General features: G+C 32.5%; 19 protein-coding genes. 14 read left to right on the forward strand and 5 right to left on the reverse strand.

Features of this window, described 5'->3' with window-relative positions:
- Positions 1-64 precede the first annotated feature (64 nt).
- The 4 genes from AB1J10_RS05555 to mhqD all read left to right on the forward strand — a co-directional run bounded on the left by AB1J10_RS05555 (position 65) and on the right by mhqD (position 3,113).
- A complete protein-coding gene (locus AB1J10_RS05555) occupies positions 65-502 on the forward strand; it encodes a MarR family winged helix-turn-helix transcriptional regulator (RefSeq protein ID WP_046206973.1) in 438 nt (145 codons plus the stop codon).
- Between the two features lie 67 nt (positions 503-569).
- On the forward strand, positions 570-1,532 hold the full coding sequence (gene mhqE, locus AB1J10_RS05560; protein WP_107391272.1) for a ring-cleaving dioxygenase MhqE: 963 nt from the start codon (positions 570-572) through the stop codon (positions 1,530-1,532).
- A 52-nt stretch (positions 1,533-1,584) separates the two neighbouring features.
- Positions 1,585-2,490, forward strand: coding sequence for a VOC family protein (locus tag AB1J10_RS05565; RefSeq protein WP_107365219.1), 906 nt, complete (start codon positions 1,585-1,587; stop codon positions 2,488-2,490).
- Between the two features lie 26 nt (positions 2,491-2,516).
- Positions 2,517-3,113 carry a methylhydroquinone degradation carboxylesterase MhqD gene (mhqD, locus tag AB1J10_RS05570; protein WP_064209277.1) on the forward strand — a complete coding sequence of 199 codons (597 nt, stop codon included), beginning with the start codon at positions 2,517-2,519 and terminating at the stop codon, positions 3,111-3,113.
- Positions 3,114-3,235: 122 nt separating this feature from the next.
- On the opposite strand, the gene AB1J10_RS05575 is transcribed toward mhqD, so the two are convergent.
- Together AB1J10_RS05575 and AB1J10_RS05580 are read right to left on the reverse strand one after the other, a co-directional pair.
- The gene (locus tag AB1J10_RS05575; protein WP_107365218.1) at positions 3,236-4,297 is read right to left on the reverse strand and encodes a YkvI family membrane protein; all 1,062 of its coding nucleotides are present in this window, start codon (positions 4,295-4,297) and stop codon (positions 3,236-3,238) included.
- A gap of 415 nt (positions 4,298-4,712) precedes the next feature.
- Positions 4,713-6,665 carry a fructose-bisphosphatase class III gene (locus tag AB1J10_RS05580; protein ID WP_040029774.1) on the reverse strand — a complete coding sequence of 651 codons (1,953 nt, stop codon included), beginning with the start codon at positions 6,663-6,665 and terminating at the stop codon, positions 4,713-4,715.
- A gap of 468 nt (positions 6,666-7,133) precedes the next feature.
- Between AB1J10_RS05580 and putP the strand changes: the two genes are divergently transcribed.
- Positions 7,134-8,675, forward strand: coding sequence for a sodium/proline symporter PutP (gene putP / locus AB1J10_RS05585; protein WP_046206784.1), 1,542 nt, complete (start codon positions 7,134-7,136; stop codon positions 8,673-8,675).
- A gap of 261 nt (positions 8,676-8,936) precedes the next feature.
- On the opposite strand, the gene AB1J10_RS05590 is transcribed toward putP, so the two are convergent.
- Positions 8,937-9,548, reverse strand: a complete 612-nt coding sequence (locus AB1J10_RS05590) for a DedA family protein (protein WP_046206785.1) — start codon at positions 9,546-9,548, stop codon at positions 8,937-8,939.
- Between the two features lie 378 nt (positions 9,549-9,926).
- Here AB1J10_RS05590 and AB1J10_RS05595 point away from each other — a divergent pair, with 378 nt between their 5' ends.
- From AB1J10_RS05595 to AB1J10_RS05610, 4 genes are all read left to right on the forward strand, one after another.
- Positions 9,927-11,204, forward strand: coding sequence for an MFS transporter (locus AB1J10_RS05595; protein WP_046206974.1), 1,278 nt, complete (start codon positions 9,927-9,929; stop codon positions 11,202-11,204).
- A gap of 48 nt (positions 11,205-11,252) precedes the next feature.
- Entirely contained in the window at positions 11,253-11,537 is a 285-nt protein-coding gene (locus AB1J10_RS05600; protein ID WP_046206786.1) for a putative quinol monooxygenase, read from the forward strand.
- 393 nt (positions 11,538-11,930) lie between these two features.
- The gene (budA, locus tag AB1J10_RS05605) at positions 11,931-12,629 is read left to right on the forward strand and encodes an acetolactate decarboxylase (RefSeq protein WP_019470066.1); all 699 of its coding nucleotides are present in this window, start codon (positions 11,931-11,933) and stop codon (positions 12,627-12,629) included.
- A 437-nt stretch (positions 12,630-13,066) separates the two neighbouring features.
- The gene (locus AB1J10_RS05610) at positions 13,067-14,983 is read left to right on the forward strand and encodes an FUSC family protein (RefSeq protein WP_107365217.1); all 1,917 of its coding nucleotides are present in this window, start codon (positions 13,067-13,069) and stop codon (positions 14,981-14,983) included.
- A 143-nt stretch (positions 14,984-15,126) separates the two neighbouring features.
- Here AB1J10_RS05610 and AB1J10_RS05615 read toward each other — a convergent pair whose 3' ends face one another.
- Together AB1J10_RS05615 and AB1J10_RS05620 are read right to left on the reverse strand one after the other, a co-directional pair.
- Positions 15,127-16,338, reverse strand: coding sequence for a hypothetical protein (locus AB1J10_RS05615; RefSeq protein WP_046206788.1), 1,212 nt, complete (start codon positions 16,336-16,338; stop codon positions 15,127-15,129).
- A complete protein-coding gene (locus AB1J10_RS05620) occupies positions 16,319-17,494 on the reverse strand; it encodes a hypothetical protein (protein WP_019470069.1) in 1,176 nt (391 codons plus the stop codon). The genes AB1J10_RS05615 and AB1J10_RS05620 overlap by 20 nt, the downstream gene beginning before the upstream one ends.
- Positions 17,495-17,672: 178 nt before the next feature.
- Between AB1J10_RS05620 and AB1J10_RS05625 the strand changes: the two genes are divergently transcribed.
- The 5 genes from AB1J10_RS05625 (at position 17,673) to gntK (ending at position 22,325) form a co-directional block, all read left to right on the forward strand.
- On the forward strand, positions 17,673-18,086 hold the full coding sequence (locus tag AB1J10_RS05625; protein WP_107365216.1) for a DUF2188 domain-containing protein: 414 nt from the start codon (positions 17,673-17,675) through the stop codon (positions 18,084-18,086).
- A 298-nt stretch (positions 18,087-18,384) separates the two neighbouring features.
- Positions 18,385-19,080, forward strand: a complete 696-nt coding sequence (locus tag AB1J10_RS05630; RefSeq protein WP_064209284.1) for a GTP pyrophosphokinase — start codon at positions 18,385-18,387, stop codon at positions 19,078-19,080.
- Positions 19,081-19,173: 93 nt separating this feature from the next.
- Positions 19,174-19,899: a MerR family transcriptional regulator gene (locus AB1J10_RS05635; RefSeq protein WP_107365215.1), complete on the forward strand. Its 726-nt coding sequence runs from the start codon at positions 19,174-19,176 to the stop codon at positions 19,897-19,899.
- 157 nt (positions 19,900-20,056) lie between these two features.
- The gene (locus AB1J10_RS05640) at positions 20,057-20,740 is read left to right on the forward strand and encodes a GntR family transcriptional regulator (RefSeq protein ID WP_019470073.1); all 684 of its coding nucleotides are present in this window, start codon (positions 20,057-20,059) and stop codon (positions 20,738-20,740) included.
- Between the two features lie 34 nt (positions 20,741-20,774).
- Complete coding sequence (gene gntK / locus AB1J10_RS05645) at positions 20,775-22,325, forward strand: gluconokinase (protein WP_107365214.1); 1,551 nt, start codon at positions 20,775-20,777, stop codon at positions 22,323-22,325.
- Positions 22,326-22,333 lie beyond the last annotated feature (8 nt).

Consider the following 22,333-nt stretch of genomic DNA (forward strand, 5'->3'; position numbering starts at 1 on the left):
CTTATGTTCAAAAGGGTATTATAATTTATCTCGAAATCGAAATAAATTGAAAGTTGGTGATGCAATGAATCGTACTAAAGAGTCATTGAATACCTTTATTGGTTTAAATCGAACCGTAGATCATTTAGAACAAATCGTCAGAAATGATATTCAACGTTATGGTTTGAATATAACGGAGTTTGCAGTTTTAGAGTTATTATATAATAAAGGTGATCAGCCGATACAACGTATTGGTGACAGAGTTTTAATTGCGAGTAGCAGTATCACTTATGTCGTTGATAAGTTAGAAGCAAAAGGATATGTAGTAAGAATTCGAAATATACAAGATAAGCGCGTAACGAATGCTTCAATTACAGAAGAAGGACATGCATTGATGAATGATATATTTCCAGAACATGCAGCTACGTTAGAATCAACTTTCTCAGTATTGTCAAACGAAGAATTAGCAACATTGCAACAAGCTTTAAAAAAATTAAGTGCTCAACCTATCAATAAGTCGTAGCACTTAAAAATTTTATTCAAAATTACTTCGAAATCGAGATAAATATAATGGAAAAAGGAGTTTTATTATGACAAACACTCAATTATTAGGAATACACCATGTAACAGCAATCACAGATGATGCTGAACGAAACTATAAATTTTTTACTGAGGTATTAGGAATGAGACTTGTGAAAAAGACTGTAAACCAAGATGATATATATACTTATCATACATTCTTTGCAGATGATGTTGGTTCTCCAGGTACAGATATGACATTTTTTGATTTTCCTAATGTTCCTCAAGGGCATTCTGGTACAAATTCAATTACACGTCCGTCATTTCGTGTGCCTGATGATGCAGCGTTAGCATATTATGAACAAAGATTTAATGAATATAATATTAAACATGAAGGCATTCAAACATTATTTGGTAAAAAGGTATTGCCTTTTGAAGAAGCAGATGGACAAAGTTATCAATTAATCTCAGATGAAAACAATAAAGGTGTGGCAGCTGGTCAACCATGGAAAGAAGGCCCAGTACCAACAGATAAAGCGATTTATGGTCTAGGCCCGATTGAAATAACTGTTAGTTATTTTGAAGACTTTAAAAAGATTTTAGAAGATATATTTGGTATGACAACAATTATAGAAGAAAAAAACGTTGCAGTATTAGAAGTAGGTGAAGGTGGTAATGGTGGCCAAGTCTTTTTAAGAAAAGATGCAACTGGACCAGAAGCAAGACAAGGTTATGGTGAAGTGCATCATGTTTCATTCAGATTAAAAGATCATGAGGCAATATCTAAATGGTTAGAAAAATATGAACAGTATGGTATTGGTAACTCAGGCTTAGTAGATAGATTTTATTTTGAAGCATTATATGCACGTATTGGTCATATTTTGATTGAAGTTTCTACAGATGGACCTGGATTTATGGGAGATGAACCATATGAAACATTGGGCGAAAGCCTTGCATTACCACCATTTTTAGAAGAAAAACGTGATTATATAGAATCAGAAGTGCGTCCATTTGATACAAGACGTTCGCATTAAATTGTGAGATTGCTTAAATCTTAATATTAAAAAGTGAGAGGGTAGTTATTTTATGGAAGATATTAGTCATATTCATCATATTTCGGCGATTGTAGGTAATCCAGAAGAGAATATTCAATTTTATAGAGATATACTCAATTTAAAATTAATTAAGAAAACAGTGAATTTTGATGATCCTTCCACGTACCATCTATATTTTGCGAATGGCAATGTGGATAATGGAACAATATTGACATTTTTTAATTGGCCCAACAATTATAAAGGACGTATCGGTTCTGGTCAGGTTCAACGTATAGCATTTCGAGTGCCTAAAGGATCATTGGAAGATTGGGAAAAACATTTGCAATCACATGGGATAGAAACTGCGAGAACACAATTATTTAATAAAGCTACGGTCGAATTTTCAGATACACATGCGTTACCATTAGCACTTGTGGAAGCTGATGAAGCGCATACGTACGATAGTGGAGAAAATATTATAGGTTTTCATGGTGTTAGCATGCTATCAATTGAGCCATATCAAACGGTACGAACATTAAATGAGGATATGGGGTTAGAGCTAATAGATGAAAATAAGAGTCATATTCACCTTGAAACTAAAGGAGAATGGCGACACCATGTGATAGTTCAAAAAGAAGTTGCCGATGTGCGTGTACGATGGGGTGTTGGTGTCGTGCATCATATTGCATGGTCAGTACCTAATGATGAGGAACACAAAGCTTGGCAAATGAAAATGAAAGACAAGGGCTATCATGTAACGGAAGTGAAAGATCGCAATTATTTTAATGCTATTTACATGAAAGAACGTGGTGGCATTATTTTTGAGTTTGCTACTGAAGGACCAGGATTTACGATAGATGAACGATTTGAAGACTTGGGTACACATCTTATGTTACCGCCACAATATGAGGAACAAAGAGAAGCATTATTGAAATTATTACCACCTATTCGAATATAAGTATATTAAAAAGGAGATGATAAATAATGGAACACATTTTTAAACAAGGTGATTTAAACGGTCCAACTTTTATTTTATTACATGGCACAGGTGGAGATGAACATGATCTTTTACCTTTAGCACAAGCATTAAATGCAAGTTATAATGTACTAAGTGTAAGAGGAGAAGTTTCGGAAAATGGTATGAATCGTTTCTTCAAGAGATATGGTGAAGGACAATATGATGTTGAAGATTTGAAATATAGAACAAACAATTTAATACAATTTTTAAAAGAAGCGGCTGAAACGTATCATTTTGATTTGACCCAAGCTATACCAGTAGGCTTCTCTAATGGTTCTAATATTGCGATAAGCATGATGTTACACCCAGATATTTCATTTAACAAAGCACTACTTTACGCACCTTTATATCCTTTAGAGTCAGTAAATGACAAAGATTTATCCAATACCAAGGTATTATTATCAATGGGTGAAAATGACCCTATCGTTTCTGTTCAGGATAGTCAACATGTGATTGATATCTTTAATCAAGCTGGCGCAACAGTTAAACAAATATGGGTGAATAGTCACGAGTTGACACGTGAAGGCATTATTGCGGGCCAATCATTATTAGAAGATGAATAAATAACAATTTAATTAGAATAATGATATGTAAGTGCTGCGATAGCAAAATAAAAAACCTCTAGACCAACTCAATATTATGATTGAATGATGATAATATTGAAACTCTCGTCTAGAGGTTTTTGTTATGATGAATGTGATTTATAAAAGATACCTTTGATTAATATAGGAATTAACAAAATAAAACCAAAGAGTCCCATCAATGGAAATACTTTTCCAATTAACTCAATAAAACCGACAAACGTAGTAGCAAATGTAATAATTGCAATAATTATAATTAAAATATAATAATTTTGTTTATATGGTTCTGTGAAACGAGAGGCAAATGCATACATTAATCCCACAACTGTATTATAAATCACGAATACCATGATAATGGCCATAAAATGACCAATCACAGGTGAAATTTGTTTTGCCAATAATAGTGACGGTAACGCTACATTTGTTATTTTTGTAAATTCTGTGACCATACCAAGGTTTAACATTAATAATAAAAACGTTATGACCATGCCACCTAAAATACCACCTAAATATGTTGCCTTTTCAGATTTTATACGTCCCCCCATTACAGAAAGAAAACTAAACGCAGCTGCAATTTGCAAACTGCCATAATTAATTGCATCAAACCACCACCATTTATCTGTACGTGTGCCACTATTGGCATATTGCGACGCTGAATCAAAGTCAAAACTTCCAGTAGTGAAATAATAAATAGCAATTATTGATACAATAATAATTAAAAATGGTGTAACCATGCCTAAAACAGTGATTAAACGATCAAATTTTAAGCATAAAGTAGCCAAGATAATAATGACTAAAATCAAAGCGCTAATAGCATAAGGTATATCAAAATTTTCATGAATCGTTGAAACGCCACCAGCTGTCATTATCATAGCTAATGCAAGTAAAAACAGTGTTAAAATCATATCAAAAATTGTCGCAATTGTTCGAGGTAGGTAAAACTTTATGGGCTCAGTATGGCTGTGTGAACGCAATCGGTAGCCTGTATTTAATACAAATACACCAGCTATGGTAATGATAAATCCGGTGATAATAACGCCTAAAACACTAAATTTACCATTGCTAGTAAAAAATTGGAAAATTTCTTGGCCCGTCGCAAAGCCGGCACCCACAACAACACCTACAAACGCAAAAGCAACGATGATACTTTCTTTTAAACTAGACATATAATTGGAATCCTTTCTTGCCATACATATGGTAATCATACTTATTTAATAAACATCACAATGATTTATTTTATCTTAAACGAAACGAGAAATAAATCATAAAGTTCATATCATATATACATTTGTATTTTTTGAGAGAACGGAACAGCTCTAAGGTTGAGTAAACAAATTGAAAATATTCATAAAGGCAGAACCTAAAAAAACTAGGCTGCATACCCATGGAATTTAGGGATTAACAGCCTAGAAAATGGTGCTTTGATTAAGTTTACAATTTAAGAGAACGGTGTTTATAAATATTGTCGTTTTCTATATTTTTATGAAACAACGTAGCATTCGCCGCGTTGTTTTTTTGAACTTTTAGTCACTGAATACGGCATCATTTCATTATCATTTTATGAAGAAGTCATGGATAAAATTAGTTGACAAATCGGTCATGCATTAATACTTTTAACACATCAATTTTTTCTTGTATATCTTTACCAGTATTAGTATCACGTATTTTTTTACGTTTTAACTCTTTGTCTACCACGCGTCTTATAGAAAGCTCGTCAGCCCCATTGAGCAAGACATGTTTTTTAGAATTAAAGTGTTGGTGTGCTACAAGCTGCATTCCAAAAGAATTATAGAGTAAAGTATAGCCGGCAATACCAGTTGTAGATTGGTAGGCTTTTGAAAATCCACCGTCGATGACAATCATCTTACCATTTGCTTTGATTGGGTTTTCGCCGTCAATTTCTTTAACTGGTGTATGGCCATTGATTATATGTCCTTCTTCTGGATCTAAACCGAAATCTTTTAACATTTTTTTGCACATATTTACGTCTTCACGTAAATAATAATAAGGGTTTTTAGTTTCTTTATGTGCTGATTTATCATTAATAAAATAACGTTCAAATGTTGTCATTGCTCTTTTTCCAAATAAGGACGAATACTTACCTGTCCATAGATACCAAACGAGATCAGTTGCTAAATCATCATGTATGTCTTTATGGTCAAATGCCTCTCTTACAAAGTATTCGAAATGGTCAAGCAAATCTCTGCCATAGCATTTTTCACCATCAATAACCATAGATTCCATTTCTCCATTTTCATCCACAGGTATACAACCATGAATTAGCAGATTGCCATTATAAGGAAGGTAAAGTTTCCCTTTTTGCATTAAAAATGTCATGTGACGTTTTAATTTTTCAGATTGTTGCACTGATAATAATAATTTTTCTATTACTTCGTGTTCATCTTCAGTTAATGCGTTAGGGTTGCTTGGATCAATTGTTTGGAAACAAGTATGTTCTAAAGCATAAGTTTTACCATAAAGTGTGGCTGTATGATTTTCATAGTCGATGCTTTCCAACACTAATCGTTCTTCCATTTCAAAGTTAGGTCTACGCTTAATGATAGGTGCTTCTAGTTTAAATTGGATGATTGCGATTGCTTGGTGAATTTTAGTGATTTGTTCTATTTCGGATTGAGACAGTCCTTCAGCATTTTTAGGTTTGAAAGCAGGATTGTCACCTGAATAGTATTTTTCAGCAAGTGTTAATAATGGACGTAAATTAATACCATAAGCATCTTCAATAATGTCTAAGTTATCATAACGCGCACAAATTCTGAGTAAATTTGCTAAGCACACTTTAGAACCAGCATAGGCACCAATCCACAAGACATCATGATTTCCCCATTGTACATCAACAGAAGGATAGTCAATTAAGGTGTCCATGATTTTATCAGGTTCTGGACCACGATCATAAATATCACCTACAACGTGTAAATGGTTCACCACGAGATGTTGAATTGTAAAGGACAGGCCGATAATCAGATCATCTGATTGTTCGAGTTCAATAATTTGATTCATTAGTGTCTGATAATATGAATGTTTATTATTATATTTATTACTTTTATATAACAGCTCTTCTATTATAAAAATATAATTTTTAGGTAAAGTTTTGCGTAATTTTGTTCGTGTATATTTAGAAGAAGCATAAGTGACTAATTTGATAAGACGATTAATCGTTGTGATATACCATTCATCTAAGCGCTCTTTTGAGGTGAAACTATTTTTAATTAATTTTAATTTTTCTTCTGGATAATATACAAGTGCCGAAAATTCATTTATTTCTTGGCGTGTCAAAGTATCTTGAAATATATCACTGATTTTAGAACGAACATTTCCTGAACCATTTCTTAATACATGTTGAAATGCATGGAATTCTCCATGTAGGTCACTGACGAAATGTTCCGTACCTTTTGGAAGTTCTAAAATAGACTCAAGATTTATAATTTCAGTTGCTAATTCCTCTCTGTTATTAAATTGTTGAGATAATAAATCTAAATATTTTTCTTTTACACTTTTTTCTGTTGCATCATGCATTATTTATGTCACTCCAATTAGGTAGTTTTGTTACTCATTCTATTTAATAAAACGTTTCCATTGTATGTGTAATATTGTAGCATTATTTTTGGGGTGAGTGTCTAGTATTGATTACATTATTTATACTATCTTTTAATTAATGGGAATGGCTTCATTTTTTTGTCAAAAAAGCGGTAAAATTGTTAAAAATAACGATGTTACTCAAATAAGCAAATTCTCATATAAATGTAAATATTGTAGGAAACATACATTTTTTTGAATTAGAAAAGTAAGTATTTAACCCTATAATTGTAAAAATACACATATTATTTAAAGCGATAAAAATAGCTTGATAACAATTGTTTTGAGCGTATTGAAGGTGGTTTGGAATGTATTTTCAAAAAATATTTTTTAAATAGCGGTTTAAAAATTTTTAAACTTTTGTATAATAAGTGCATGTAACAAAATTATACAAAGGGAGTTTATTTTATGTTTACTTTGGGAGCATCGTTATCGAGTCAAGTAAATCCAAACTGGCAGACATATATTATGCTTGGTGCGTATTTTGTTGTGCTATTAGTCATTGGATATTACGGCTATAAGCAAGCGACAGGTAATATCAGTGAGTATATGTTAGGTGGTAGAAACATAGGGCCATATGTTACAGCATTATCTGCGGGAGCATCAGATATGAGTGGTTGGATGATTATGGGATTGCCTGGTGAAGTTTATACGACAGGATTATCAGCTGCATGGTTGGCAATCGGTCTGACTATTGGTGCATACATAAATTATCTCGTTGTAGCCCCACGGTTACGTGTGTATACAGAAAAAGCTGGAGATGCAATAACATTACCTGATTTCTTTAGAAATCGTTTAGATGATCAATCAAATGTGATTAAAATTATATCAGGTGGTATTATTGTCGTGTTCTTTACATTGTATACTCATTCTGGAATGGTTGCAGGTGGTAAATTATTTGATAGTGCTTTTGGTTTAAACTACCATTTTGGATTATTATTAGTTGCTATTATTGTAATTGCGTATACTTTCTTCGGCGGATATTTAGCCGTGTCGTTAACGGACTTTTTCCAAGGGGTAATCATGTTAATTGCTATGGTCATGGTACCAATAGTAGCGATGATGCAATTAAGTGGATTGGATACTTTATCGCAAGCGGCAGATTTGAAACCGACAAACCTTGATTTATTTAAAGGTACAACGGTTATTGGTATCATATCATTCTTTGCTTGGGGATTAGGTTATTTTGGACAACCACATATTATTGTGCGTTTTATGTCTATTAAATCAGTGAAACAATTACCGACAGCAAGACGTTTTGGCATAGGTTGGATGGCAATTAGCTTACTGGGTGCAGTTGGTGTAGGTCTTGTAGGTATTACATTTGTCAATCGTGGTGGTGTAACACTTGAGGATCCAGAAACATTGTTTATATTAATGGGTCAAATATTGTTCCATCCACTTGTGGGCGGTTTCTTACTTGCAGCTATTTTAGCAGCGATTATGAGTACGATTTCGTCACAATTATTGGTGACATCAAGTTCATTAACTGAAGATTTTTATAAATTGTTCCGTGGTGAGGAAGCAGCAAAAAAACATGAAAAGGAATTTGTTTTTGTGGGACGTATGTCAGTTGTTTTAGTTGCAATTGTTTCAATTATCATTGCATGGTCACCTAATGATACAATTTTAAATCTTGTAGGTAACGCTTGGGCAGGTTTTGGTGCTGCATTTGGACCACTTGTATTAATGAGTTTATATTGGAAAGGTTTAAGTCGTACTGGTGCAGTCAGCGGAATGATTTCAGGTGCAATTGTTGTAATTGTTTGGATTGCGTTTGTTAAACCATTAGGTGAAATTAATGATTTCTTTAATTTGTATGAGATTGTTCCAGGATTTTTAACAAGTTTAATTGTTACCATTTTAGTTAGTAAAATGACGAAGAAACCTCAAATTGATGTAGAAGGCGATTTAGAAGAAGTTCGTCAAATAGTAAAAGGTAATAAGTAATCATTATCATAGTAGTTTGATAAAGGGGTAGTATTTTGATTATATAAATATTAAAAGCGCACATAAGTAATAGAAAATTTTCTGCTCAAAATTTTAGGGAGAAATTAAAGATCGTGAAAGACTAACTTCAAAGGGGGAAGTTAGTCTTTTTTTATAAAAAAATCAGACAAAAACCCTACGGATTTTGTCTGATTGCTAAGATAGATATCAGTTATACGAGCAAATGACGTAAAAAGTTTTAAACTAAAGCAAAGCGTGCACTTATTGATGTGTGCGATTCTTTTTGTAGATACGAATAAAGAGATATACGACAGCTATAGCGATGATGACATACATAATATATGAATAAGTGTGTAAGCCATTCATTAACGTATCAAAACTGTTGCTCAACATGCTACCTAAGAAGATGAGTGCAATGTTCCAAATTGTAGTACCTATTAACGAAAGAATAGTAAATAATACAATATTCATTCTATTAATGCCTGCTGGTATGGTGATTAATACGCGTAAAACAGGAATAAAGCGACAAAGAAAGACTGCAATAGCACCGTATTTTTTAAACCATTCATTAGCGCGAGCAATATCTTTTCCTTTGAGTTTGATCCATTTTCCATATTTATCAACAAAACGATATAAACGTGCTTCAGAGACGATACTACTGATGTAATAAAGTATGATTAAACCGATTAACGATGAAATGGTAGATATGATAAAAAGTAAAGGTATGGATAAATCAGATTTAACTGTCATCAGTCCTGCAAATGTCAAAATAATTTCAGATGGAATAAAAGGTAATATATTTTCTAATAGGATTAATATTGCAATAGCAGTATAACCCCATGAATTTATAAAGTTTGTCAGTATTTGTTCCATGGCGATAAGTGTCGCTCCTTTTCTTAATCAAACATGATGGTATTTTTTAATTACTTCTGTATTATAATCTAAATTAATGTGTAATGCATATTTAAGGTAATATAAAGATAATTAATAAATTTGTTGCCTTGAAATTTCAATGCACTGAGGGATTTAAGAAAAACTTATTTCAACTAATATTATAGTGAAGATTTAGGTTTTTAAAGAACTGGTGTTAATACCTGTCACATAAACTGTGTACGCTGTTCATAAGAATGAATAAGGTATTATCATAAAATGAAAAAAGTAGTTGTAAGCGATTTCATATTGTGGTAATATCTAGGCACACAATAGGTCATATGATGACTAGTGAAATAGGGAGAGAGTGTGGGTAAAAAAATGGAACAAAAAAGAACAAATATAAGATGGTATTTTGCTATTGCGTTTTTCATTATAGGTGTAATTGCTTATATGGATAGATCAAATATTTCCATTATTGCAGGACCTATGATGGAAGATTTACATTTGACGAAAACACAGTTTGGTTTATTAGCATCATTTTTCTCGTTAGGGTATGCGTTGATGCAAGTACCTTCAGGTTTTTTGGCAGAAAAATTTGGCTCTAAAAAAATGTTAACAATTGCGCTCGTATGGTGGAGTGCTTTCACGATTTTAACTGGTGTTGTTAAAAATCATGGTTTATTATATGCTGTACGTTTTTTATTTGGTATAGGTGAGGCACCTATGTATCCTTCGAATGCAGTGTTTAACTCATTTTGGTTTGCTAAAGGTGAAAAAGGACGTGCTTCGAGTGCATTGTTAGCGGGTTCATATTTTGGACCAGTGATTGCACCTGTAGTTACGATTGCTATCGTTAATATGTTTGGATGGCAAGCTGTATTTTATATTTTTGGTGCTATTGGTATTGTCATTGCATTATTATGGATTATTATTTCAAAAGATTTACCGGAACAACATAAAATGGTAAATGAAGCAGAAAAAAAATATATTATGGAAAACCGTGATATCATAAAAACTGAAAAAAGTAACGCGCCGTGGAATATCTTCTTAAGAAGATTTAGCTTTTATGCATTGGCTGCACAATATTTTGTTGTACAATTTGTTGTGTCACTATTCTTAATATGGTTACCTACATATCTAACGGAACAATATAATGTCAAATTAACCGACCCTGATATGGCTTGGGCAGCAGGTGCACCATGGATTGCTATGTTCTTATTAATATTATGTGGCGGTGCAATCTCTGATAAGCTATTACAAAATGGAAAATCAAGATTTGTTGCGAGAGCGTCCATTGCAATCATCGGTTTTGTGGTATTTTGTATCTCATTATTCATGTCAATTCAAACAAACAATTTAGTAGCAAATGTGCTGTGGTTGTCATTATGTTTAGGCGGAATAGGAATTGCTACAGGAATGAGTTGGGCGGCAGCTACAGATTTAGGACGTAATTTTTCTGGTTCAGTATCTGGCTGGATGAATTTATGGGGCAATATCGGAGCATTGCTGAGTCCTTTATTAGCAGGTATGATGGTTGATATTGTTGGTTGGACAGTGACATTAGAATTAGTTATTATCCCAGTGGTGTTTGCAATAATTATGTGGTTTTTTGTTAAACCGGATCAACCGTTAATCATTGAAAAAGAAGAACTTTAATACTCTTATAAACAAACTTTGCAAGAGCGATATCACAGGAGGTTATATATGATTTTAGTAACTGCAGTAATGAAGATTAAATCAGAACATAGAGAAAATTATTTAGCAGAGGTTGAACGCTTAGTCATTGCAGCAAATCAAGAAGCAGGTGCATTATATTATGCGCACTTTGAAAATACAAATGAACCTCAAACTTTTGCTTTTATAGAAAAATATAAAGATCAAGCTGCTTTAGAAGCACATAATCAATCAGAACATTTTCAAACATTTTTTAAAGAAATAGAAACTTATTTACTTGAAGCGCCTAAAATAGAAGTTGCTACAATTAAATAATTAATAACATAAGCGTATAGAAGATAAACATCTGTGATTAACGCATAAGCGCCCGTTTCAAATTCAATTGAATAGAAACGGGCGCTTTCATTTTTTGAAATATTGAAGCGCATTAACTGAATATTTTCCTATGATGGATGTCATCTTGGTAAAACGAAGTTGACGTTTATTTATAGTTTGAATCGATATATATAAATGAAATCAAAGTGTGTTTTATCATAGTTTTAAAATAAAGCATATAAGGTTGATATCGAGAAATATTTAGGTTTCATTAATGCTTTGTGAGCACAAAGTTATTGAAAAACACAATTATATTGTATAATAATATGTTGTGAATTATTGTGAATAGTGAAATTCTTTAAAAAAGATACTGATATAAGGAGAGAAAATATCATGCTATATCAACATGGCACGCTCGGTACATTGATGGCTGGATTATTAGATGGCACTATGGAAATGAATGAAATTTTAAAACATGGTGATTTAGGTATCGGTACGTTAACAGGATCAGACGGTGAAGTTATTATATTAGATGGCGTCGCTTATCATGCTGATGCACATGGTAATTTCAAACAACTAGAAGGTAGTGAAATGACCCCTTTTTCTACGGTCACACCATTTCAACCGGATGTTAGTTTTGAAGTGAGACATATTACTGATTCTGAATATGTATTAAATCAAACCAAAAGCCACGCTGCCAGTGAAAACTTATTTTTTGCGGTTAAAATATCTGGGAAATTTGAAAACGTACATGTTAGAATGATGCCAAAACAAGAAAAACCGTATACTAAACTAATTGAATCGGCTAAACAACAACCAGAGTTTCATTATGATCAAATTGAAGGTACGATCGTTGGTTTTTATGCACCAACACTTTTTCATGGCATAGCTGCCGGAGGTTTCCATTTACATTTTGTAGATAGAGATAAAACAATAGGTGGACATGTATTGGATTTTGAAATGAATCATGGCGATGTAGAAATAAGTAATATTGAAACACTTGAACAACATTTCCCAGTAAATAACGCGACATTTTTAGAATCTGATATTGATTATTCAACAGTGCACGAAGACATCAAACAATCAGAATAAAATTACTCGTTAAAGTAGAATATAGTAATGATTAAACATATTCATTATAACGATTTGTAGGAAATGCCCTAGCAGAAACCAATAAAAGTGTTAAAATAGTTTAGTAATCGTTAATTAAAATGTATCTGATTTCTCAACCAAAATTTGTGAAATGAACTATTTTACAATGTACTTCCCCAGTTGTAGATTTATGTATTTGATAAAGTGAGCTGAAGGATAAATTAAATATCTTTAATATTGTATAAAAGCAAAGTATTTATATTTAAAGCTATGTATAACAAGTTTTTCACAAAACAAAATGACCTTAACGGGGACGGGACTATGAGATCGAAATATAAATTTTAGATTTCTAACCCGTCTTTTTTATGTTTTCCATCAAATCAGATGAAATATCATTGTTAAAATAAAATAAAATAAAAAGGAGAGGTGAATCGCCATTGATTAAATATTTAAAGTCACTCACAAAATTTAATGCTATGAAAATCGATGTTGCTAAAGGTATTAGACAAGCGATACTAATGTTTTTGCCATTAATGATTGGTTATTTAGTCGATTATTTTTCAATCGGTCTATTAATTTCAACAGGTACGTTAGCACATATTTATGTGTTTGGCGGTACGGCAAAGTCTAAACTTCGTACAGTATTTTTTACTTCAATAGTATTTGCATTATCGATGATGTTAGGCACGTTGACCGTCAATCAACCCATCATATTTGGTATTTTATTATTGATTGTAGCAGTAATACCATATTATGTATTTAGTTCATTAAACATTCCTGGACCATCATCAACTTTTTTTATTGTGGCATTTAGTTTGCCAATTAATTTACCAGTTGCTCCAGATGAAGCATTAATAAGAGGTGTTTCAGTATTTATCGGAGGTTTATTAGCAACATTTGTAGTAATCGTGGTGATTTTACTTTCAAAAGAATCAGCTGAAGTTAAATCAATTAAAAATGATTATAATATTATAAAACAATTAGTTTATAATTTTGATGATTCAAAAGCATTTTCAAAAGCATCCCGATTTGCTGTGACTGCTTTTAGAAATACTGATAACCAACTCATCACTGCAAGTTCTGCCAAATCTCAAAAGTCACCACAATTCCAACGTTTAATATTGCTACATAATATTGCACAAGGTATACATTCAGAATTACTGGAATTAAATGAAAAAAATGTACGGCCTTTACCTCAAGATATTAAATTGATGGTAGACTACGTAATCAATTTAGTATATACGCAAGGTAAGACAAATAAAACATGGACTCGCCAAGTTGATATTGATGAAGCTTATCAAAAACTTGTAGATAATATATTCAAAGTTGATGCCATAATGAATGCAAATGATGCACAACTGGAACACGAAGTGGATATACGTGTACCTATTTATGGTCATCGATTAGTTACGAATTTGACAATAGATTCATTTGTCTTTAGAAATACTATACGCTATATCGTTATTATGGCAATTGCGATTTTTATCGCATTGATGTTTGATTTTGACAAAGCATATTGGATTCCACTTAGTACGCATACAGTATTATTAGGTTCAACTACATTACACAGTTTTGAACGTGCTGGATCAAGAGGTATCGGTACGATTATAGGTGTACTTGTACTGTCATTAATACTATTGTCTACACCACCTGTACCTATCGCTATATTACTCCTTGCGGTTGCAGCAGGTATAACAGAAATATTCGTTGGAGCAAATTATTCATTTGCAGTTATATTTATCACAATTCAAGTTATATTATTAAATGGTTTAGCATCGAACCATCTCTCGATTTTAATAGCACTTCCACGAATTATTGATGTGATTGTTGGTATTATTATTGCTGTTGTTTCGCTACTGATCATAGGTAGAAAGACTGCTTCTTCAATGTTACCAGGCACGCTTGCTACAGTAGCTCGTAATGAAGCAGTGTTATTCCATTATTTATTTTCAAGCAACAAATACTCATCGAGAGAGCGAGATAAAAAAGAAATGTTGCATTTAAGTGTTCAACTAAATAATATGAAACAAATATATAATAGTGCGAATGGTGAAGTATTTAGTAATAAAAGGGTTATACAATACTATTATCCTAGTATATATGCACTAGAAGAAATCAGCTTTATGCTGACGAGGGCATTAAGTAATGAAAAACGTTACCATATTAATGATGAAACCATGGGAGAGTATTTGTTAGTATTTGAAAACATTGCTAAACATTTTGAAATCGGTTCTAATATCAATGTTCAAGAAATGGCAACTTTACCACAATACATGCACATTAGAACTTCTTTAATGAGTATTCAACATAATTGTCAAAATGCAAGACAAGCAAATAAATTACCTCATGAATAATGCAAAACAAGCCAATGTTACGGTAGTTAATATCCGCTGACATTGGCTTGTTTTATATTTAAAATTTAATGAAGTGTTTTGTGAAGTCTTTACAAATATGGAAAAATAACAATGCTCTAATAAGCATTGCTACTTTCCGATATCTAGTTGGAATCTTGTTGTTTTCTAGCTTTTTCTTCTTCTTCTTGTCTTTTTTCCTTTATATCTTCTTGTGCTTTTCTTTGTTGTTGTTCTTGTTGTTGTTGTTCTTTATGCAATTGCTTGTATCGCTGTTTTTGTCTATATCCGTAAGTACTTTCAAGTATGAGTGCTTCATTATTTAGACCAACACCTATTGCACCAGCTACAGTCGAAATTGATGCAGCAAACCAAGCTAAGTTTATGTAAGTTGTTAAACCTGCAGATGTTTTTAATTGTAATGCTTGACCTAAATAATCTGAGGGGAGCACAATTAAACTTGCAATCAAAAAGAGTGAGAACAAAATAAAGTAATAAATAATAACTGAAACAGTTAAAGTCATCGTTGTAGTTAAGTTGTATAAGGTAGTGATTTGCTTATTCGTGCTCTCTTTTTTTGATTCCCATAAATTATGTGCAATGATCATCCAAATCATCATACCGAAAATTGCTACAAGCATCATTAATAACAAGCGCCATTCAGAATATACAAAGCTTAAATTCCACATTGTCGTAAAAATGATTCCAAAGGCACCTGTAGTGAAGGCGATTGCCACAACATTACTTAAGCTTTTTAACATGTTAAATGGGTTGTTTGCAAATGTCATACCACTAACAAGACGAAAAATACCTTTAGACTTGGACGATACGTAATATTGCGTATGTTGAGAGGTAGTATTTTCAAAGTAAACAGTTCGTGATTGTAAATTTGATAAAGGAAACTGCGCATTCATCAATGACATAGCGTCATGATTATTGTTAATTTTTTCAGAATGCTTAAATTCATCTATTGCCTTTAGAATAGCCAATATAGAGTTTTGAATTCTTTTTTTGATTGGACGCCATCCATAAGCAGGGATAGAAATTAAACTAGCACCATTTTGTCTATTGATATCAATGGCAACTACTTTTTGTTGTTCAATCATCGGTAGGTCAGTGAGTCCAATTGTAAAATGCCATTGATTATGCTCTTGATAATCAGCAATTTTACTGAAAATTTGTTGGACGCTTTCTGCTGAACCAGTCAAAGGATCAATAATTGTATCGATTTCCCATTTAACTGAATGCTCATATTGCTCACTAAGGATGTGGGGCAAATCAATTTCAAGATTACGCGCTACTTTTTCAGTGACGCCCGGTGCAGCAATAATACCTATTTTAGCCGTTGTTGTGTTCATTTAATCCCTCCTCATGATGTGATTGTTTTTCGCCCTTGTAGTAATCAGCTTTTGCATATGCGCTAGAGCTATCTTCATCTTCTTGTTCCAGTGATTTAGATCTATAGTATTGTCTAAAAGAATACGTCACACGTTTAATTTTTTCAGCATTTTCAACAGTCGATCCCATAGCGCCAGCGAGTATACCTAATGACGTAATAAACCAAATTAAGTTAATATAATTTAAAATAGTTGGATGCTCACTGTTTAATGATGTCCAATTTGAAAACAACTCGGGAGGTACAAATAATATTGTACTTAGAGATAACAAGATATATAGTACTATAAAATTTAAAAAGGTGATGGTCAATAAGGTTGTGAAGGTCGTGATGTTATAAATAAAGCGATAAAGTTTTTGTGTATTAGCGCTAGGTCTTTCCCATAATTTATAAGAATAAATTAGCCAACCAACCATGCCTAATACAGATAGTAACATCAGTAAAATATACCGCCAATAACTATAATCAAGACTGATATCCCAAGGTGTAGAAAATATTGCTATATAAGTTCCTGTGGCAAATGAAACAGATATGATTTTTTTAAAATCAAAAATGGCAGACCAAGGTTCATTGGCAAAAGTCATGCCACAAATCAAATGAAGCCAACCTAAAAATGTAGATTTGGCAATGATACGGGATCTATAATTTTCATTATTATCCTTAGGTATGACTTCTTTAAATTGAGTCAATTTAAAATGCTTAAAGTTTAAAGTGTTTTTGTTTCTACCAGAAGAATGTAAATATTCAATAATAAATATTAAGCACTGTCTTAATTTCTCTTTTAACTTAAAGTTTCCCAACGCTGGTAATGATAAAAGTGCTGTTTTAGTATCGAAATCAATATCACATAATGCACTTTTATTTTTAGAAAAATTAGGTAAATCCGTAATACAAATTGTATAATCCCAATTTTTTTGTTGTTTCATATTGGATGCAATATCCAAAACTTTATCCATATGTTCCGCAGTCCCAATCATAGATGCAACGTGTATTTCAAATTGCCATTCCACGCCATTATCTACATGTTTTGTGAAATCTTTTGGGAGCTCTGAATAAATTTTGTTGATTAATTTATGAGGCATGTCAGGAGAAGGGATTAAGCCAATGGATAGATTCATGTTAGTTAAACCTCCTTTTATTTAACACTGATTCTTACTCATCATTCCCTTTCAATTAATGAACAAATCATAGTTGTCTTAAATATTTATATCATTTTTAATGCATTTATTTAGTTTGTTAAAGGAAAAAAGAGGTAAAAGAGAATTAATATAAGTTTGAATATGGAGGTTTTATCACATGCCTTGGACGATGGAAGATTATCCACAAAGTTGGAAAAATATGGAAAACTTGGAAAGAAAAAAAGCGATAGACATTGGAAATGCAATGCTAAAAGATGGATATCAAGAGGACAATGCGATTCCAATCGCTACGAAACAAGCTGAAGATTGGTACAAAAATGCGACTGAAGATGAATTGAAAGCGTTGAAAAATAAAAAAATCACTGTGCATGAACGTAATCAATCTGTAAATCCACAATTAAATCATAAAGATGTTCATGTCTATTATGAGAATAGTGAGTGGAAAATAAAGTCTGATGGTGCGAAACAAGCTACGGATAGCTTCGATAAAAAGGCAGATGCTATGAAGCGAGCACGTAACATTGCAGATAATAGAAGGACTCAAATTATTGAACATAAAATGAACGAATAGTGTGAAAAAACGTGAAGGCGAAGCTGAAAATGTATTTTATTTAGTAGAATAGAGACTTTTGTATGTATAAGTAAAAAAAAACAAAACATGTCAATTGAAGTGGTTGGCTTTAGAACAAACAATAGGCTGCTATGGATTTTTATGAGCTCAAACAGCCGAAACTGAAAAATGCCCTTTCACATATCAAGTAATCTCTGACTCGAACCATTCATTGATAAATATTCACTGTATTGTTTCAAGTAGTCTTTAAATTTAGCTATAATGTTTGGAAAGAGATGAATTATTGGAGGTACGATTTATGTACATTGAACGTAAACCAACGTTGAATATGGATGATTTGAAAGAAGAATTTAAAGAGAGTTTATCATATATAAATAATTATGAAGAAGCATTTGAAATGGTCATTGATTTTGTTGCTTTAGAGCAATTATATTCATCCGCACTAAAAGAAATTAGCACTAAACTTGATATTTTAGACGATCATTTTCAACAATTGTATAAACATAATCCGATCCATCACATGGAACGTCGTGTTAAGGAAATGAGAAGTCTGATTAAAAAGTTAGATCGAAAAGGATATCAAATCAACACAGCGTCAGCGAAAGCATATATTTATGATATTGCAGGTATAAGAGTTGTTTGTAATTATATAGATGATATTTATGTTATTGAAGAATTATTGTTAAAACAGGCGGATGTTCAGTTATTAAAACGAAAAGATTATATTATGAATCCAAAAGATAACGGTTATAGAAGTTTGCATATTGTAGTGTCAATACCGGTGTTTTTAGCGAATTCTGTAGAAAAAGTACCAGTAGAAATTCAAATTAGAACAATAGGTATGGATATGTGGGCGAGTTTAGAACATAAAATACGTTACAAAAATAATAAAAATACAGAGGATTATAGAGAAATTTTAAAACAATGTGCCAATGAAATTACAACTGTTGAAAGTAAAATGCAAAATATTCATTCCGAAATTTTTGAGAATTAGAGTCTTAAACAAATATTATGCACTAAAAACGAATGTTACACTTGCTCGTTACGTTAGGTCACCATGTATGATTAACGTCAAGGAGGTTATTTTATGACACTATATCAAACAGGAGAACTAGCAAAGCATTGCAATGTAACAGTAAGAACGATTCAGTATTATGATAAAAAAGGACTCTTACAATCGATGCCATCATCAAGTAATGGTAGACGATTATTTGACGAACAAAGCAAAGTAAATTTAGAAATTATCTTAATATTGAAATCGATAGGTTTTTCATTGAAAGACATAAAAATATTACTAACAGACGACAAAAAGTTACAAGCAGTAAAAGTTATGTTACATCAAAAGAAAACTGAAATTAATGAAGAAATTGAAAAATTGAAACTTACTGCTTATCAAATGAAACAACTGGAAAGCAGTATCAGTGAAGATGCGCAAGCACCTATTGAAAAATTGATTAACACACATAAATATGTCATTCAAAATCAGCGTGGCATGACGTTATACATGCCACTGCTATATAAGCTGAGTCCTGCGATCATAATACAATATACATCTATCATCGCTAGCGTATTATTAAAAAAATGGATGCCTTTTTTATCAATATTACCTATTCTAGTAATTTATGCTGGCATTATGACAAAAGCGATATATCAACGTGTGAGTTATTTATGTCCGAATTGTCAACAAATATTTAAACCTAAATTGTCGACGTGGATGTTTGCTGCACATACACCTAAAACTAGAAAATTACAATGCCCGCATTGTTACCAAACACATCATTGTGTAACAACGTTAAAAACAGGAAGTCATTAAAATGAAAAAAATCGGTATGTCGAGTGAAAACTTGATATGCCGATTTTTTATGGAATTTGGAGACGCTCCGTATAATTGCAAGCGCTTGCAATTATACGGAATGTATATTACTATACTTGTATACAAGTATATCGATTGAGTGGAGAGGTGAAGTCGTTTGGAATATATTTATCCAGAACAATGGCTTGAAGGTGTTTCTAAAGGTGAAATGATTGCTTCGGAAATACGTTTAAGAATTGTTGATGGCATGATTACACCAGACACATTGTTAACTGAAAACCAAATTGCCAATGAATTTAATGTGAGTCGTTCTCCAGTAAGAGATGCATTTAAATTATTAAAGCAAGATCAGTTAATTCATTTAGAACGAATGGGTGCCTACGTTTTACCTTTTAATGATAATGAAAAAAAAGAACTGTATGATTTAAGAATTATGCTAGAATCATTTGCTTTTAATAAGATAAAAAAAGATAATCATGAGCAAATTGTTAAAGAAATGCGGAAACAACTAGAAATGATGAGAGTTGCTGTGAAATTTGAAGACGCAGAGGCATTTACAGAACACGATATGAAATTTCATGAAGTGACGATATTAGCTTCTAAACATCAGTATCTAAAAACATTTTGGAACAATTTGAAGCCAGTGATGGAAGCGCTTATCTTGTTATCCATGCGCAAACGTATGACTGAAAATCCGGTTGATTTTGAACGAATTCATCATAATCATGAAGTGTTTATCGATGCGGTTGCAAAGCAAAGTGCAACAAAACTAAGAGAAGCATTTCATTTGAATTTTGATGATGTTGGCGAAGATATAGATAGTTTTTGGATGAAAGAGTAATTGTGAAACAAGAGGTACAATAGGAGGAAAAACTATGAAATACATGATAGGTGTTGATATAGGTACGACAAGTACAAAAGCAGTGCTTTATGATGAAAAAGGGCAGTTTATTATGAAACATAATATTGGCTATCCTTTGCATACACCAAATGTGGAGGTGTCAGAAGAAAATCCTGATGAGTTATTTGATGCAGTATTGATGACGATTAAATATGTTATGAGGGAAGCCAATGTTCATAAAAATGATTTGAAATTAATTTCATTTAGTGCTCAAATGCATAGTTTGATTGCAATGAATGCAAGTCATCAACGATTAACTGAGAATTTGACTTGGGCAGATAATCGTGCGACAAAATATGCAGAAATGATTAAAGACAAATATGACGGTGACGCGATATACAGTAGAACAGGTACGCCTATCCATCCAATGTCACCTCTATCTAAAATATTTTGGATGAAACACGAACAACAAGAAATATATAATCAAACAGCGATGTTTGCAGACATTAAGACATATATTTTTTATCAGTTATTTGAAACCTATGTGATTGATCAATCGATGGCTTCATCTACTGGCATGTTTAACTTAGAGAATTTAGATTGGGATCAAGAAGCATTAGCGTTGTTAGGCATTCGTAAATCTCAATTGCCTGAAATTGTACCGACAACACATATATTAAAAGGAATGAAACGTCGTTACGCAACATTAATGGGTATTGACGAAAATACGCCAATTGTTGTAGGTGCTAGTGATGGCGTATTGTCAAATTTAGGCGTAAATGCGTTTAAAAAAGGTGAAGTTGCTGTAACCATTGGAACTTCTGGCGCCATAAGAACAGTAATAGATAAACCACGAACAGATTATAAAGGTAGAATTTTCTGTTATGTTTTGACGGAAGATCATTATGTCATTGGAGGACCAGTGAATAATGGAGGCGTGGTATTACGATGGCTACGTGACGAATTATTGGCGAGTGAAGTGGAAACAGCAAAACGTTTAGGCGTCGACCCTTATGATGTACTGACTAAAATTGCTAATCGTGTGAAACCGGGCGCAGATGGGTTGATATTCCATCCATATTTAGCAGGTGAACGTGCACCATTGTGGAATGCAGATGCACGAGGTTCATTCTTTGGCTTAACGCTAGCTCACAAGAAAGAACATATGATTCGAGCAGCGTTAGAAGGCGTTCTTTATAACCTTTATACAGTTTATTTAGCATTAGTCGAAGTAATGAATGAAACACCGTCCACGATAAAAGCAACGGGAGGGTTTGCTAAAAGTGAAGTGTGGCGTCAAATGATGGCAGATATCTTTGATACGAATTTAATCGTCCCAGAGAGTTATGAAAGCTCATGTTTAGGCGCTTGTGTACTTGGCATGAAGGCACTTGGTGAAATTGAAGATTTTTCTATTATTGAAGAAATGGTGGGTACAACAAATCAGCATCGTCCAAATCAAGATAATGTGAATGTTTATCAAAAACTCATTTCAATTTTCATCAATTTAAGTCGCTCATTAGAAGAACGCTATGCTGAAATCGCTACGTTTCAGCGTGAACATGTGGTTGAAGATAAAGCGTAGATACGATT

The sequence above is a fragment of the Staphylococcus cohnii species complex 1663 genome, from assembly GCF_041008415.1.
GTDB lineage: Bacteria > Bacillota > Bacilli > Staphylococcales > Staphylococcaceae > Staphylococcus > Staphylococcus ureilyticus.

Excerpts from the sequence above, each read along its gene's own strand:
- AB1J10_RS05555 (WP_046206973.1), top strand. The coding sequence starts at position 65 with ATGAATCGTACTAAAGAGTCATTGAATACCTTTATTGGTTTAAATCGA.
- mhqE (WP_107391272.1), top strand. The coding sequence starts at position 570 with ATGACAAACACTCAATTATTAGGAATACACCATGTAACAGCAATCACA.
- AB1J10_RS05565 (WP_107365219.1), top strand. The coding sequence starts at position 1,585 with ATGGAAGATATTAGTCATATTCATCATATTTCGGCGATTGTAGGTAAT.
- mhqD (WP_064209277.1), top strand. The coding sequence starts at position 2,517 with ATGGAACACATTTTTAAACAAGGTGATTTAAACGGTCCAACTTTTATT.
- AB1J10_RS05575 (WP_107365218.1), bottom strand. The coding sequence starts at position 4,297 with ATGTCTAGTTTAAAAGAAAGTATCATCGTTGCTTTTGCGTTTGTAGGT.
- AB1J10_RS05580 (WP_040029774.1), bottom strand. The coding sequence starts at position 6,665 with ATGCATGATGCAACAGAAAAAAGTGTAAAAGAAAAATATTTAGATTTA.
- putP (WP_046206784.1), top strand. The coding sequence starts at position 7,134 with ATGTTTACTTTGGGAGCATCGTTATCGAGTCAAGTAAATCCAAACTGG.
- AB1J10_RS05590 (WP_046206785.1), bottom strand. The coding sequence starts at position 9,548 with ATGGAACAAATACTGACAAACTTTATAAATTCATGGGGTTATACTGCT.
- AB1J10_RS05595 (WP_046206974.1), top strand. The coding sequence starts at position 9,927 with ATGGAACAAAAAAGAACAAATATAAGATGGTATTTTGCTATTGCGTTT.
- AB1J10_RS05600 (WP_046206786.1), top strand. The coding sequence starts at position 11,253 with ATGATTTTAGTAACTGCAGTAATGAAGATTAAATCAGAACATAGAGAA.
- budA (WP_019470066.1), top strand. The coding sequence starts at position 11,931 with ATGCTATATCAACATGGCACGCTCGGTACATTGATGGCTGGATTATTA.
- AB1J10_RS05615 (WP_046206788.1), bottom strand. The coding sequence starts at position 16,338 with ATGAACACAACAACGGCTAAAATAGGTATTATTGCTGCACCGGGCGTC.
- AB1J10_RS05620 (WP_019470069.1), bottom strand. The coding sequence starts at position 17,494 with ATGAATCTATCCATTGGCTTAATCCCTTCTCCTGACATGCCTCATAAA.
- AB1J10_RS05625 (WP_107365216.1), top strand. The coding sequence starts at position 17,673 with ATGCCTTGGACGATGGAAGATTATCCACAAAGTTGGAAAAATATGGAA.
- AB1J10_RS05630 (WP_064209284.1), top strand. The coding sequence starts at position 18,385 with ATGTACATTGAACGTAAACCAACGTTGAATATGGATGATTTGAAAGAA.
- AB1J10_RS05635 (WP_107365215.1), top strand. The coding sequence starts at position 19,174 with ATGACACTATATCAAACAGGAGAACTAGCAAAGCATTGCAATGTAACA.
- gntK (WP_107365214.1), top strand. The coding sequence starts at position 20,775 with ATGAAATACATGATAGGTGTTGATATAGGTACGACAAGTACAAAAGCA.